Annotated in this window: 14 protein-coding genes; 11 read left to right on the top strand and 3 right to left on the bottom strand. The window is 66.0% G+C overall.

Features of this window, described 5'->3' with window-relative positions:
- The first annotated feature begins 56 nt into the window (after window positions 1–56).
- On the top strand, window positions 57–566 hold the full coding sequence (locus GGQ93_RS08145; protein ID WP_183216289.1) for a D-glycero-alpha-D-manno-heptose-1,7-bisphosphate 7-phosphatase: 510 nt from the start codon (window positions 57–59) through the stop codon (window positions 564–566).
- Between the two features lie 69 nt (window positions 567–635).
- Complete coding sequence (locus GGQ93_RS08140) at window positions 636–1,511, top strand: alpha/beta fold hydrolase (RefSeq protein WP_183216681.1); 876 nt, start codon at window positions 636–638, stop codon at window positions 1,509–1,511.
- On the opposite strand, the gene GGQ93_RS08135 is transcribed toward GGQ93_RS08140, so the two are convergent.
- Window positions 1,508–4,147: a TonB-dependent receptor gene (locus GGQ93_RS08135; protein ID WP_183216287.1), complete on the bottom strand. Its 2,640-nt coding sequence runs from the start codon at window positions 4,145–4,147 to the stop codon at window positions 1,508–1,510. The genes GGQ93_RS08140 and GGQ93_RS08135 overlap by 4 nt on opposite strands.
- Window positions 4,148–4,249: 102 nt before the next feature.
- On the opposite strand from GGQ93_RS08135, the gene GGQ93_RS08130 reads away from it, so the two are divergent.
- Window positions 4,250–5,128, top strand: a complete 879-nt coding sequence (locus tag GGQ93_RS08130) for a DUF6528 family protein (protein ID WP_054764470.1) — start codon at window positions 4,250–4,252, stop codon at window positions 5,126–5,128.
- 40 nt (window positions 5,129–5,168) lie between these two features.
- Entirely contained in the window at window positions 5,169–6,350 is a 1,182-nt protein-coding gene (locus tag GGQ93_RS08125) for an ROK family protein (protein WP_054764471.1), read from the top strand.
- Between the two features lie 65 nt (window positions 6,351–6,415).
- Here the strand turns inward: GGQ93_RS08125 and GGQ93_RS08120 are convergent, their stop codons facing one another.
- A complete protein-coding gene (locus GGQ93_RS08120) occupies window positions 6,416–7,390 on the bottom strand; it encodes an ABC transporter ATP-binding protein (protein ID WP_152949308.1) in 975 nt (324 codons plus the stop codon).
- 106 nt (window positions 7,391–7,496) lie between these two features.
- Here GGQ93_RS08120 and GGQ93_RS08115 point away from each other — a divergent pair, with 106 nt between their 5' ends.
- The 4 genes from GGQ93_RS08115 (at window position 7,497) to polA (ending at window position 11,836) form a co-directional block, all read left to right on the top strand.
- Window positions 7,497–7,736 (top strand): zinc-finger domain-containing protein, encoded by a 240-nt coding sequence (locus tag GGQ93_RS08115; protein WP_054764473.1) that lies wholly within the window; start codon window positions 7,497–7,499, stop codon window positions 7,734–7,736.
- Between the two features lie 70 nt (window positions 7,737–7,806).
- On the top strand, window positions 7,807–8,247 hold the full coding sequence (locus GGQ93_RS08110) for a VOC family protein (protein ID WP_054764474.1): 441 nt from the start codon (window positions 7,807–7,809) through the stop codon (window positions 8,245–8,247).
- Window positions 8,247–8,882, top strand: a complete 636-nt coding sequence (locus tag GGQ93_RS08105; RefSeq protein ID WP_054764475.1) for a DUF6655 family protein — start codon at window positions 8,247–8,249, stop codon at window positions 8,880–8,882. Before GGQ93_RS08110 ends, GGQ93_RS08105 begins: the two co-directional genes overlap by 1 nt.
- Window positions 8,883–8,920: 38 nt before the next feature.
- A complete protein-coding gene (gene polA / locus GGQ93_RS08100) occupies window positions 8,921–11,836 on the top strand; it encodes a DNA polymerase I (RefSeq protein WP_183216286.1) in 2,916 nt (971 codons plus the stop codon).
- Window positions 11,837–11,855: 19 nt separating this feature from the next.
- Here polA and GGQ93_RS08095 read toward each other — a convergent pair whose 3' ends face one another.
- Window positions 11,856–13,007: a hypothetical protein gene (locus GGQ93_RS08095; protein ID WP_152949311.1), complete on the bottom strand. Its 1,152-nt coding sequence runs from the start codon at window positions 13,005–13,007 to the stop codon at window positions 11,856–11,858.
- Window positions 13,008–13,112: 105 nt separating this feature from the next.
- On the opposite strand from GGQ93_RS08095, the gene GGQ93_RS08090 reads away from it, so the two are divergent.
- From GGQ93_RS08090 to trmB, 3 genes are read left to right on the top strand one after another with little or no spacing between them, the layout of a single operon-like run.
- Window positions 13,113–13,307 carry a twin transmembrane helix small protein gene (locus GGQ93_RS08090; protein ID WP_370866411.1) on the top strand — a complete coding sequence of 65 codons (195 nt, stop codon included), beginning with the start codon at window positions 13,113–13,115 and terminating at the stop codon, window positions 13,305–13,307.
- Between the two features lie 13 nt (window positions 13,308–13,320).
- The gene (locus tag GGQ93_RS08085; protein WP_054764479.1) at window positions 13,321–13,893 is read left to right on the top strand and encodes a cob(I)yrinic acid a,c-diamide adenosyltransferase; all 573 of its coding nucleotides are present in this window, start codon (window positions 13,321–13,323) and stop codon (window positions 13,891–13,893) included.
- 47 nt (window positions 13,894–13,940) lie between these two features.
- A complete protein-coding gene (trmB, locus tag GGQ93_RS08080) occupies window positions 13,941–14,657 on the top strand; it encodes a tRNA (guanosine(46)-N7)-methyltransferase TrmB (protein WP_183216284.1) in 717 nt (238 codons plus the stop codon).
- The last annotated feature ends 23 nt before the right edge of the window (window positions 14,658–14,680 follow it).

The following is a 14,680-nucleotide window of genomic DNA, read 5'->3' as shown; positions in this document are numbered from 1 at the left end:
CGTCCCTTTGCGCCGCGCCTTGCGGCGTCGATACGGCTACGTTCGAGACAAGACGCATGACTGGTGTTCCCGCGGTTTTTCTGGATCGCGACGGGGTTCTGATCGAGGATTCGGGCTATCCGCATCTGCCTGAACATCTGAGACTGATTCCCGGCGCCTCGGCCGCGGTGCGCCGGCTGAATCGACTGGGCTATCTGGCGGTGATCGTCACCAACCAGTCGGGCGTCGCGCGCGGTCTGTTCAGCGAAGATCAGATGCATGCGTTCAACGGTCTGCTGACCAGACGGCTGGCCCAGGACGGGGCGGTGATCCACGCCGTCTACGCCTGTCCCTTCCATGCCGACGCCCAGGACGAACGCTATCGCCATCCGGATCACCCTGACCGAAAGCCCAACCCCGGCATGCTGCTGAGGGCGATCGCGGATCACCAGATCGATCCGGCGCGGTCCTTCATGATCGGCGACCAGCAGACCGACATGGCGGCGGCCCGAGCCGCCGGGGTCTCGGGTTTTCTGTTCGAGGGCGGCGAGCTGGACGTCTTTGTGAAGGAGTTGCTCGGCGGCTGACGCCATCGCAATTCGTCGCGCGGTGAATTACTGTGGCGGCTTCTCGGTTCAAGGAGACCGCCCGTGACTATGGCCGCCGCCTATGTCGAACGTCGCTGGAAATCGCCGGACGGCCTGGATCTTTTCGCCCGCGACTATGCGCCCGGCCCCGGCCCGGCGCGGCCGCCGGTCATCGCCATCCACGGGCTGACGCGAAACAGCGCCGACTTCGAAGCGATAGCCCCGCTTCTGGCCCAGAGCGGGCGGCGGGTCCTGGCGGTCGATGTGCGCGGACGCGGACTGTCGGACCGCGCGCCCGATCCGATGACCTATCGACCGGACGTCTATGCGGCCGACGTGCTGGCGCTGATGGACCAGGCGGCCGTGGGCCGAGCGGTCTTCATGGGCACCTCCATGGGCGGGCTGATCACCATGGCCCTGACCGCCCTGCGGCCCAAGGCGGTGGTCGCCGCCATATTGAACGACATTGGCCCGGAAGTGGCGCCCGAGGGCCTGGCGCGCATCGCCGCCTACAGCGGACAGCCGGTCGAGATCGACAGCTGGGCGGACGCGACGGCCTATGCGAAGCGGATCAACGCCGTCGCCTTCCCCCACTATTCGGATGCGGACTGGGACGCCTTCGCGCGACGCATCTTCCGCCAGGGGCCGGACGGCGAGATCGGCCTGGACTATGATCCCGACATCTCCGTGCCCATCCGGGCGGCGGGCGCCAAGGCCCTGGTTCCCAATCTGTGGCCCATGTTCCGGCGGCTGGCCCGCAACCGGCCGACCCTGCTGGTGCGCGGCGGCGTCTCGGACCTGCTCAGCGCCGACATCGCCGCGCGCATGCGTAAGGCGGCGCCGGACATGGCCTATGTCGAGGTTCCCCAGATCGGCCACGCCCCCATGCTGGACGAGCCGGAGGCCAAGGCGGCCATTTTCGAATTTCTGGCTGAGCTGAACTAGTACCTGAACAATGCGCCGGCATAGAAGGCGCGGCCGTTGTCGAGCTCCTCGCGCAAGAGGCCGAAGTCGGGGCCGAACATTCTGCGGCGGCGTTCGTTGGTCAGGTTCTTGGCCTGGGCGACGAGCGTGAGGTTCCGGCTCAGGCGATACCGGGCCTGGGCGTCGAACCTGTCATTGGCTTCAACGATCCGGTCCTGCAGCGGGTCGCTGCTGGACACCGAATAGAGCATGTCGCCGACATGATTCCAGGCGCCCTGCACCGTGAAGGGGCCTGAGATGTAGAAGACCTTGAGGTTGACGACCCGGTCAGCGCTCTCGAACAGCCCCGGCAGGCGACGTTGCGTGAAGTCGCTCATGGCGACACTGGGCGGCGTCCCGTCCAACAACGTCAGATTGGCGGACACCCCTAACCCTTGGAACGGGGTCGGCAGGAAGTCCATGCGCGAAACCACCAGGTTGAACTCGATCCCCTGGACCTTGAAGTCGCCAGCGTTGACGGGACGTACGCGAGTGACGGATTCCAGCGAGCCGTCGATGATTTCGTCTGCCGTGGACCGCAGGACGATGATCTCGTCCGAAACATCCTTCTCGAAAACGCCGACCGAGGCCATGGTGTCACGGCCCGCGTAATATTCCAGGCTCAGATCCGCGTTATTCGACCGGCGCGGTTTGAGAAAGGGATTGCCGCCCTGAATGGTGTAGTCGCCCTCGGTGTTGACCGTCCGCACTTCGCGCGCAGCGAGGTCGTCATAGTTGGCCCGCCCAATGGTCCGGCTCCAGGCGGCGCGGACTTTCAGGTTTTCGGTCAGATCGTAGTTGGCCTGGAATGACGGAAGCCAGTCGTCATAGTCTGTCTCCTGAACGCCATAAAGGTAGGCGCCGGCGGTCAGGGCGGCGGAACCGGACCGGAGTTTCGTGTGCTCGTAGCGCAGGCCGCCTGAGACGGTGAGGCGATCGGCGCCGAACCGCGCCATGGCGTAGCCCGCGTCAATATCCTCGTCGATGTCATAGTCGGCGGAGATGCTGCCGGCCGCATTCGTCGGGGTCGCCGCGAAACCCGCTCGGTTGGCTTCGAAGAACGCCCGGGCCAAGCCTGGATCAACGATCAGAATTCGTGTCCCCCGCGCATTGAAGGGCGAGTAGTCGGACAACCGGCCTACTGCGGACAGGCGATAGTCGCTGGAGCTCAGCGGCCGGTAGTTGTCAACGCCCCTATCGTAGCTGCGCTCAAGGCGACGCGCATAGGCGCCTATCTGCAGACCCAGGCCGCGGTCGCTTCGATCGACGTTGAACCCCCAGTCGAGATGCGCGGTTTTGGCCTGTTCGCGGGCGTCGTCCAGCGTCGTGCCGTATTCAAACTGCCGGTAGTTGGCGGGATCGAAGGCGAAGGCCGGGTTGGCCACGTCGAAATAAGGAAACGCGCCCCGCTCGATGTCATAGGTGAAGGCGAGGTTCGTCGTATTGGCGATGCGATAAGTCGCCAGACGCGCGTCCTGGCGGTAGGTGGCCACGGCGTCGTTCAAGCCGAAGTCGACGAACTGACGCGCGCCGGGCGCCCAGCGCACCCGGAAATCGACATATCGGATGCCGCGCGCCTGGTCATATTGGACCAGATCGACTTGGGCGTTGGCGGAAGTCACGCTTCCCCCCGTGGCGGAAATGCCGGCCGATACCGGATTGCCGTTCGCGATCAGGATGTTGCTCTGGCGGTCCTCATCGTTGGTATGGGTGAAGTCCGCCGCCGTGAGGCGCGCCTCCAGGCCGCCGTGACGGTATTCGAACTTGCCGAACACGCCCTCTCGCTTACGCACATTGTCGTAGGCCAGCCAACGACGACGCTGAGGCGCGACGTCCGCCGTATCCAGACCCGGCGCCGTCACAGCCAGTCGCGCATGGGTGACCGGATCAAAGAAACTATAGTTGTCGACGGCCGAGTTCAGTGACGAAGAATCGCGGATATAGCGGCTCGCCGACACGACGAAGCCAAATCGGTTGTTGGGCCCGAAGGTGTTGGAGACCACGACCTCGCCCTGACCGGACGGTCCGCCGTCTCTGAAATGCCGTTCGTTGTCCCAAAAGCCAATATCGAACCGTCCAGCGATGAACAGATCGCCGCGTCCGTCAAAGGCGCTGCGGGTCACGAGGTCGGCCGCGCCGCCGAGGGCGTTTCCGTTCATGTTCGGGGTCACGGACTTGGCGACATCCACCCGCCGCGCCAGCGACGAGGGGATGACGTCGAGCGAAACGTTTCGACGCCCGAGTTCATTGGCCGGCAGTGCGACCCCATCGACCTGAACCAGATTATAATCGGCGTTCAAGCCGCGAATTGACAAGAACTGCGCTTCGCCCCGCTCATTGTTCTGAACCGTCGAGACCCCTGGAACCCGTTCGAGCGCCTCGCCCAGACCAAAGTCCGGCAAGCTGCCGATTTCGTCCGAACTGATCGAATCCGAGATGATCGCGGCCGTGCGTTTCGTCGAGATTTCGTTCTGCGCCTGTAGTCGAACCCCGGTGACGACGATCTCATCCAACTGGGCGGCGGGAGCGGTCGGGACCGTCTGGGCCACCGTCGGCGTTGCGAAGAGAACGGTGGACGCCAACCAGAGTTGACGAAGCGAAGAGTGGCGAACCGACATGTGGGCCTCCGTGATCGGGATGCGCTCCATTTACTCACTCATAGTGAGATATTTATGACATGATCCGTCGTTATAGGTTCCGGGTCACTTTCAGGAGCCTCCATGATCCTCTCCGCCCTCTTCACCCTCGCATCGGCGCTCTCCGCTTCGCCCGCCCTTCTGGCCTGTGGAGATGATCAGGTCCGGCGCTATGAACTCGCCGCCGAAGGACCGCGCGAGACCTGGCGCTGGGACGCCTCGGAGGCCGAAAACCTGCCGCAGGGGTTTCGCGCGGGGCTCTTGGAAAAGATCGATGAGTGCAAGCCCGTCGCCGATGGTCGTGTGCTGATCACAGCCTCAACGGGGGGCGTGGTACTGCTGGACGGTGCGTCTGGAGACGTGCTTTTTCGCGCTGAAGCGCCCATGGCGCATTCGGCCGCCGTCCTGCCCGGCGATCGCATCGCCGTGGCGCTCTCGATTCACGACAGGGGTGATCGACTGAACGTTTACGATCTCACGGACGGCGAAAAGCCGGTTCTCAGCCTGCCATTGCCGTCGGGTCATGGGGCGGTTTGGGACGCAGAGCGTCAACGTCTCTTCGCCCTATCGCACGACACCATCCAGGCCTTCGCCCTGGTGGATTGGGAGGGTGACGAGCCGCGACTTCAGGAGACGGCGCGGTGGACGCTGCCCGGCGCCCGCGACGGACATGATCTGTCCAGGGCAGCCGACGGATCGGATTATCTGGTCACGACCCACGACGGAGCCTGGCGCTTCGATCCCGAAGCCAACGCCTTCAAGGCTCTGGAGCCGCTGAATCCTGCGCTGCAGGTCAAATCCGTCGACGTCGACGCCGAGGGTCGTCTGGCCTGGGTCAAGGCTGAGGAACGTTGGTGGGCGTTCGGCTTCTCGGTCATGCAAGACGGCCGCGTCGTCCGTGTCCCGATCAACGACATGCATTTGTACAAGGTGCGGTGGATTCCTGCGCCGCCCCGACCATAAGGTAGGTGCTTAGCTGGCCGTTTCCGCTATGCATCCGTCTATGGTGGGAGTCGGTTACGGATCAATCGCGCCGCGTTTCCTGCGTGAGGACGGCGTACGCACGGCGACGGCCAACGAACGTCGGCTGCTGTCCCTGCTGCGCCGGGACGGGCCGATGACGCGCGCGCAACTGGCGCGCGCCACTGAGCTTACGGAACAGTCGATCGCTCGGTTGGTCGAATCTCTTTTGCAGCGCGACCTGCTGATCGAAGGCGCGCCCGTCGTGGCGGGTCGTGGGAAGCCGGGTCTTCCCGTGAGCCTCAATTCAAAGGCGCTTCACGCGGTCGGCGTCTCCGTCATGACCGACGCCGTCGCCGCAGCCGTCATGGATCTGAGCGGCTCGATCCTGGCCCGTCGCCAGATCCCGATCCGCGACGTGTCCCTGACGGCCGCCATCGCCGAGATGCAGAAGCTCGTCAGAGATCTGGAAACCCAGGCGGGCGTGTCCGCCTCTCAAAGGATCGGCGTCGGCGCCGCCGTGACGGGATATTTCATCGGTGACGGGGCCCGCCTCAACCCGCCGCCTGCGCTGGACGCCTGGGCCCTTCAACCGTTGGACGGGATTCTCTCCAAGGCCTTCGACGGCCCGGTGTGGATCGAGAACGACGGCACGGCGGCGGCCATCGGCGAGGCCATGTTCGGCGTCGGGCGCCGGTTGGACAATTTCGCCTATCTGTACTTCTCGGCAGGATTCGGCGGCGGCGTCGTCGTGCGAGGCGAACCCCTGCGCGGCGACAACGGCAATGCAGGCGAGTTCGCCTCTGTCATACCCGTTGACTGGTTCCAACCCAATCTGACCGCCCTGCTCCGGATGATGCAGGCTGGCGACGGCGACCGGTGGGCGTCGCTCGGCGACCTTCTGGCCGACTTCCCCGCCGATCATCCGATCATCGACCAGTGGCTGGACGCGGCGGAACAGCCGCTAAACCTGGTGCTTTCCGCCATATCGGGCGTGCTGGATCCCGGCGGGATCGTCCTGGGCGGGCGGCTGCCTCACGCCCTGGCTCTTCGCCTGATCGAACGGCTGCGCTTCACCAACCCGCAACGTCGCGGGCATTGCCGCCCTGTCCCGAAGGTCGAGGCCTCGCCGATCCTTGGCGACGCCTCGGCGGCGGGGGCCGCCGCACTCCCTTTGCGAGCCGCCTTTTTCTCGCTCGCGTCGCACGAATCCGCCGGTTCTTGACCTCTAACCGGCCCCCTTCATGAGCGGGCCGTTCGGCGCCGTCGTCTGATTGTCTTCGCCCCCTTCTAGTCCCTGGTCGGATCGACCTGACTGGCGTCCCCATAGGTCAGGGCTAGGAAGACGTCCTCCAGGTCGGGGTCCTCGGTGGTGATGTCGGCGATGGTGACGCCTGCGGCGCGGACCGCATTGATCACCTGCTCCACCGACGACTGCCCCTTCTTATAGGTCACGGCGAAGGCTCCGCCCGCCCGCGGCGCGACCTGGAAGCCGTTCAGGACCGGGGGGGTCTGCTGCGGCGTCTCGGGCGTGACCACCACATTGCGGCTGTCCAGCCGGCGCAGCAGCTGGGGCGTGGGCTCACAGGCCACCACCCGGCCCCGATTGACGATGGCGATCGTGTCGCACAGCTCCTGGGCCTCCTCCAGATAGTGGGTGGTCAGGACGATGGTCACGCCCTCGGCGTTGATCTGGCGCACATAGGCCCAGAGCTGACGGCGCAGTTCGACGTCCACCCCCGCCGTCGGCTCGTCCAGGATCAGAATAGGCGGATTGTGGACCAGGGCCTTGGCCACCATCAGGCGACGCTTCATGCCGCCGGACAGGGCGCGGACATAGGCGTTGGCCTTGTCCGACAGGCCCAGGGCCGCCAGGAGCTCGTCGGAACGGCGTTCGTTCTTGGGCACGCCGTAGAAGCCCGCCTGAACCTCCAGCGACTCGCGCGGGGTGAAGAAGACGTCGGCGACGATCTCCTGAGGCACCACGCCCAAGGCGGCGGCGGCGTCACGCGGCTCCTTGTCGATGTCGCGGCCCCAGATGGTAACGGTCCCTTCGGACTTCTTGACCACCCCCGCCAGGATGTTGATCAGGGTCGATTTGCCGGCGCCGTTCGGGCCCAGGAGTCCGAAGACGGACCCGCGTTTCACCGCCAGGTCCACGCCGTGCAGGGCGGTCTTGGGGGCGGCCTTCTTGGAGCCGGCGTAGGTCTTTTTGAGCCCCCGCACCTCAATGGCGTTGTCGGGCAGGGTGGTGGGGTCGGTCATTCGGTCGGGCTTTGATCGGACAGGAAGGGGCGCGGCGGTTTGACGCCGCCGAATGGGCCGCATAGGTATGCGTCCGACGCCTCCTCGCCAAGACACGAGCCGAATAATGCCGCCCCGCCACCCCGATGCGATCATTCCGCCCCCCGAAGAGATCGTGGTCTCGACAAAGCGTGTCGCCTGCGACGGCGGCGGCGGCGCCCTGGGCCATCCGCTGGTCTATATGGACATGGGCGAGGATGATTTCGTCGAATGCGGCTATTGCGACCGTCGCTTCGTCCTGTCGGCCCAGCCGCATGACGAAAGCGAATATCTGAGCCCCGCCGCCCGCGCGGCCGAGGCGCACTGAGGCTGCGGTTTGGCCGCTCAGCCGCTGTAAGAGACGCTCGACCCCGCCTTTGAACTGAAAAGAGACAGAGTTGCGCTATCTGCACACCATGGTCCGCGTTCGCGACCTCGACGCCTCTCTGCATTTCTACTGCGATCTGCTGGGGCTTCAGGAGGTGCGTCGCACCGAGAATGAAGCGGGACGTTTCACCCTGGTCTTTCTGGCGGCGCCCAAGAATCTGGAGCAGTCGGCGGCGGAACGGTCGCCTGAGCTGGAACTGACCTATAATTGGGACCCGGAAACCTATCAGGGCGGCCGCAATTTCGGACATCTGGCCTATAAGGTCGATGACATCTATGCCGCCTGTCAGCGGCTGATGGACGGGGGCGTGGTGATCAACCGACCGCCGCGCGACGGCAATATGGCCTTCGTCCGCTCACCTGACGGTATTTCGATCGAACTGCTTCAGGACGGTCCGCCCCTGACGCCGGCCGAGCCCTGGGCGTCCATGCCCAATACGGGGAGCTGGTGATGGGCGGATTTCGCGCGACGTCGGCGCGCCTCGTCGCCGCCCTTTCGATGACAGCCCTTCTGGCCTCGGCCTGCGCCTCAACCACGGAATCCAACATCGGCCGCACGGCGACCGAAAACCTGCTGCTGGCCCGGGCCGCAGACAAGGCGGTGGAGGGCCTGTCCCTGCCGCTTCCGACCGGCGCGACCGTGTTTGTCGATGAGACCTATTTCCAGACCGAAAACTCCCGCTACGCCATCAGCGCAATCCGCGGGGCCCTGTCGGACGCCGGTTATCGGCTGACCCGCACCCGGGAGGACGCCGACGCCGTGTTCGAAATCCGCACCGGCGCCCTGGCGCTGGAGCAGATGCGCCGCGTCTTCGGCATTCCCGAAATGCGGATTCCGATCAACGAGAACTTCAACGTCGTCTCGCTGCCGGAGCTGTCGGTTTACAGCAATCGCGACCGGGCGGGCGTGGCCGAATTCTCCGGCTTTCTCTATGAGGCCAAGACCGGAGCGCCCTTGGGCGCGGTTCTGCCGATGATCGGACAGTACCGGATTCGCAGCCACAAGCTGTTCATGATCGTGACCTGGGGCCAGCAACAGGCGCAGCCGGGTCAGCGCGATCCGGGATCGAGCTGGACGGAATTCTGACGGCTGACGCGGCGGCTCGGGCCGCCTATGTTCCGTCCATGACCGACGCTTCCGCTTCCGACGCCGCCCCCTCCCAGGACCGCCCGCTCACCCAGGACGGACCCGCCCTGCGGCTGTGGATGATTGACGCCTCGGCCTATATCTTCCGCGCCTATCACGCCCTTCCGCCCCTGACGCGAAAGTCGGACGGCCTGCCCGTGGGGGCGGTCCAGGGCTACTGCAACATGTTGTGGAAGCTGCTGAAGGACATGAAGGGCGCCGACGGCCCCACCCATCTGGTCGCCATCTTCGACCATTCGGAAAAGACCTTCCGCAACGACCTGTACGACCAGTACAAGGCTCACCGCCCGCCGGCGCCCGAGGATCTGGTGCCGCAGTTTCCTCTGGTGCGCGAGGCGACGGCGGCCTTCGGCGTCCATTGCGTCGAGCTGCCCGGCTATGAGGCCGACGATCTGATCGCCACCTATGCCTGCAAGGCCCGCGACGCCGGAGGCGAGGCGGTGATCGTCAGCTCCGACAAGGATCTGATGCAGCTGATCGGCGGCGGCGTAGTCATGTGGGATCCGATGAAGGATCGGCGTCTGGCCGAGCCCGAGGTGTTCGAAAAGTTCGGCGTCGGGCCGGGAAAGATGGTCGATCTTCAGGCCCTGATCGGCGACAGCGTCGACAATGTGCCGGGCGCGCCCGGCATCGGCCCGAAGACGGCGGCGCAGTTGCTGGACGAATACGGCGACCTGGACACCCTGCTGGCGCGGGCTGGGGAGATCAAACAGCCTAAACGCCGCGAGACCCTGATCAATTTCGCCGACCAGATCCGCCTGTCGCGCGAACTGGTCCGCCTGACCTGCGATGCGCCGGCGCCGGAGCCGATCGAGGATTTCGCCGTGCGCGATCCCGATCCTGAGACCCTGTCGGCCTTTCTGGACAAGATGGAGTTCCGGTCGCTGCAGCGTCGGGTCGGAGACGGCAAGGCGGGGCCCAGCGAAACCTCCGCCTTCGCGCCCAAACGCACGCCCAATCTGAACGTCCCGGTGGCCACGCCCCGCTATGGCCAGACGGCGGACGGGCCGGTCGAGGCGCAGTCCTTCGATCTCGACGCTTATGAATGCGTCCAGACCGAAGAGGCTTTGGACCGCTGGATCGCGCGGGCGACTGAGGCGGGGGTGGTCGGCTTCGACACCGAGACCGACGCCCTGTCAGCGACCCATGCGGGCCTGTGCGGCGTATCCCTGGCGGTCGGGCCGAACCAGGCCTGCTACATCCCCCTGACCCATGAGCATGAGCCCCAGGCGGGCGAGGGCGGGCTGTTCGGGGAAGCGGGCGAGCCGCGCGAGCCTATTCAGCAACTGGACAAGGCGACGGCCCTGACGAAGCTGAAGTCGCTGCTGGAAGACCCGTCGGTCCTGAAGGTGCTGCAGAACGCCAAATATGATCTGGCGGTCATGGCGCGGCGCGGAATCCGGGTCGCGCCTTATGACGACACCCTGCTGCTCTCCTATGTGCTGGAAGGCGGATTGCACGGTCACGGGATGGACGAGCTGGCGCGGCTCCACCTCGGCCACGAGCCGATACCCTTCAAGAGCGTGGCGGGGACCGGCAAGAGCCAGAAATCCTTCAAGCACGTCGCTCTGAAGTCGGCCACCACCTACGCCGCCGAGGATGCGGACGTCACCCTGCGTCTGTGGCGCATTCTAAAGCCCCGGCTGGCGCGCGAGGGCCTGTCCACCGTCTATGAGACCCTTGAACGGCCCATGCCCGCCGTCCTGGCCGAGATGGAGACCGCCGGCGTCCGCATCGATCCCGACCGCCTCAAGCGTTTGTCGAGCGAATTCGGCTTGCGCATGGCCGAGTTGGAGACCCAGGCCCATGAGATTGCGGGCCGTCCCTTCAACATCGGCTCTCCCCGCCAGATCGGCGACATCCTGTTCGGCGAGCTGAATCTGCCGGGCGGGAAGAAGACCGCCTCCGGCCAGTGGGGCACCGACGCCAGCGTTCTGGAGGACCTGGCCCAGACCCACGCCCTGCCGCGTGTCCTTCTGGACTGGCGACAGCTGTCCAAGCTGAAAGGCACCTATACCGACGCCCTGATCGCCGCCGCCAACCCCCGGACCGACCGCGTCCACACCTCCTATCAGCTGGCCGCCGCCTCGACCGGCCGTCTGGCCTCCAGCGATCCCAACCTCCAGAACATCCCCATACGCACCGAGACAGGCCGCGAAATCCGTCAGGCCTTCATCGCCGCCCCCGGCCATCTTCTGATCAGCGCAGACTACAGCCAGATCGAACTGCGCCTTCTGGCCCATATCGGCGACATCCCCGAGCTGAAACGCGCCTTCAAGGCCGGGCTGGACATCCACGCCGCCACCGCCAGCGAAATGTTCGGCGTCCCCGTCGAGGGCATGCCGTCCGAGACTCGCCGCCGCGCCAAGGCCATCAATTTCGGCATCGTCTACGGCATCTCGGCCTTCGGCCTGGCCGCCCAGCTGGGCATCGATCAGGGCGAGGCCGGCGCCTATATCAAGACCTATTTCGACCGCTTCCCCGGCATTCGGACCTATATGGACAGGACCAAGGCCGAGGTCCGCCAGGCCGGCTTCGTCTCCACCGTCTTCGGGCGTCGGATCCATATCCCCGCCATTCACTCGAAATCGGGCGCCGAACGCCAGTTCGGCGAGCGCGCCGCCATCAACGCCCCCATCCAGGGCGCGGCCGCCGACATCATCCGCCGCGCCATGATCCGCATGCCCGCGGCCCTGGCCGAGGCGGGACTGAAGACCCGCATGCTGCTGCAGGTCCATGACGAACTGGTGTTCGAGGCTCCAGAAGCGGAGGCTGAGCGCGCCATTCCCGTCATCAAGCGGGTCATGGAAACCGCTTCGGACCCCGCCGTCGCCCTGACCGTGCCCCTGGTCGTCGACGCCCGCGCCGCCCCCAACTGGGACGAGGCGCACTGAGACGCCGGCGCGGCGGCGTTCAGGCCGCCAGGACGATGATGTCGTCGGGGCTTTCGCCGCGCCCCAGAAGGCCGGTTTCAAAGTCCATGAAGATGTCCAGCAGCTCGGCCACCCCCGCCGGATGGGCGCCGGCGCCGAAGCGGAAACGCCAATAGCTGACGATGTGCTGGACCGCGCCCAGCTGGTCGCCCAGGCGGGCGAACATCGACGGGGCGTCCAGCAGGAAGTCGCGGAAGGCGATGGGTTTGCCCTCGCGCGTCAGCCGGGCGTAGGCGTCGTCATAGACGCTGAGGGTGCGGCTGACCTCGTCGCAGGTGCGAATGATGCGGCCCCGCAGGACGGCGCGGCTGCGGTCCAGATATTCGCGGGCCTGTCGATCGACCTTACCGACCGGCTTGATGGTGCGCACCGCCTCGGCGACGGCCGCCACCTCGCCCAGCAGGGTCGACAGGGTCCATTTGTAGTAGAGGAAGCCTTTCCAGCAGAAGACCCCTTCCTGATACTGTTCCGGGGCCAGACGCAGGGTCTCGCGCAGGGCCTCCAGCTGGTCGCCAGGGGTGTTGGACAGGATCTTGGCCGTCATCCGCGCCGCTGAATCGGCGGCTTCGCTGTTGCCTGCGCCCAGGCTGAGGCTGACCAGGGGTTCGATCTCGCCCCGGACGAAGGTGGTCATCCGCTGAAGATCGCTCTCGCTGATCGAGAAATAGCAGGGCGCCGGCTCCAGGCCGCACCGGCGCAGCTGTTCGCGAAGCAAAAAGGGGTCGAGCGACGGCAGGCGGTCGATCTGGCGCAGGGTGACGATGTCCGCGTGGGTCGCGGGGACGCCGAACGATTCCATCATCATCCGTTCGAAGCCGATCTGATTGACGAAGACATAGCGGCCGCCGGTCTTCAGATCCTCGTCGTCGATCGGAATGATCACCTTGGTCGCCACATGGCGACGGCCGGTGAACAGGTCCGTCTCGTTGCGTCGGAGCCGGTGTTTGATGATCAGGGATCGGTTCAGCACCGGGGTGCGGAAGATCGGGCGTGCGGCCCAGTCGGGATTGCGCAGGGCGCCGTCTGCCCGGCTGTCGCCGTTCTCTTCCCACACCTTCAGCAGGTTCAGCACGCGGGCGGTGGAGGCCGAGCCCCTCAAATGGTCGAGATTTCGGACGGCGCGATCAGTCATGAGCGGCACCTTGCACCACAAATCGTCACCAATGGCTTAGCTGGGCGGCCAAATCGCGCCGTGCTGGCGCCGGAAGCGCGACGCGCCTAAAAGGACGTCATGCAGATGTTGGACATTCTGATCCTCCTCGCCATCGCCGCCGTGACGGTGACGCTCGGCCTGGGGCTGTATTCGCTGTTTCGCGGGGGCGCCTACGCCCGCAGCCATTCCAACCGGCTGATGCGCTGGCGGGTCGGGTTGCAGGCCCTGGCGGTCCTGCTTCTGGTGATCGGCATGCTGTGGAAGGCGACGGCGTCTTGACCGGAGGTCGTCCATGGTGACGCTGAACAAGATCTACACCAAGACTGGGGACGAGGGCCTGACGCGGCTGGCCTCGGGCGCGCCGGTGTCTAAGACCGATCTGCGGGTCCAGGCCTATGGGGCGGTGGATGAACTGAACGCCGTCCTGGGGGTGGCCCGGCTCAGCAGCGGCCAGAACGACCGGATCGACGCCATGCTGGGGCGGATTCAGAACGAACTGTTCGACCTGGGGGCCGATCTGGCCACGCCGCTGGACCCGCCCCCGGCCTGGGAGGCGCTGCGAATTCTGGACAGCCAGGTCGAGCGGCTGGAACAGGAGATCGACTGGATGAACGAGAGCCTGAAACCGCTGGACAGTTTCATCCTGCCCGGCGGTTCGCCCTTGTCGGCCCATCTGCATGTGGCGCGCACCGTGTGCCGTCGCGCCGAGCGGGACGCCGTGCGTCTGGTCGAGGCGGGGCAGGCGGTCAACGGCGCGGCCCTGCGCTATCTGAACCGGCTGTCGGACCATCTGTTCGTCGCCGGGCGCCGCGCCAACGCCAACGGCGCCAATGACGTCAAGTGGAAGCCGGGCGCGACCCGCTGAGGCGTCGCTTATGGACGCCGGGGTTCCGGACGGCTAACGGCAGGCGGATGAAGACCGACCTGCCCCCCGAGGACGACAATCCGCATCTGGAGCGGCCGCTGCGGTCGTTCGGCCGCATCAAGGCTCGCCCGATCAAGCCGCGTCAGGCCGCCCTGATGGAGACGCTGCTCCCACGGATCGCCGTGCCGGACCCGAAGGCGGGACCGGTGAACCCGCAGACTCTGATGCCCAACGCCGCCGAGGTCTGGCTGGAGATCGGATTCGGCGGGGGCGAACATATGGCGGCCCAGGCGGCGCGGCGGCCGGACGTTCTGGTGATCGGCTGCGAACCCTTTCTGAACGGGGTCGCCTCGGCCCTGCGCCACGTCGAGGAAGGCGGGCTGGAGAACGTCCGCATCCACGCCGACGACGCGCGCGACCTGGTCGAGGCCCTTCCCGACGCCTCGGTCGATCGGGTGCTGATCCTGTTTCCCGATCCCTGGCACAAGGCCCGGCACAACAAGCGCCGCCTGTTGCAGGACGAGACGGCCCAGGCCTTCGCCCGCATTCTGAAGCCCGGCGGGACGCTGCGGTTCGTCACCGATTGGCGCGACTATGCGGAATGGACGCTGGAGCGATTGGAGAGGGCGCCGGGGCTGAAACGGATCGGAGCGGCCGAGGCCGACTGGCATGTCGCCCCGTCGGACCATGTGATCACCCGCTATGAGGAAAAGCGACTGGGCGACACCGCGCCGATCTTCCTGGAATATCAGAAGGCGGCCTGAGGGAACTTGTGCGGGGCTGATTG

Origin of the sequence: Brevundimonas aurantiaca, assembly GCF_014199955.1 — a bacterium.
GTDB classification, from domain to species: domain Bacteria; phylum Pseudomonadota; class Alphaproteobacteria; order Caulobacterales; family Caulobacteraceae; genus Brevundimonas; species Brevundimonas aurantiaca.
This window is presented reverse-complemented; position numbering and strand designations above follow the sequence as displayed.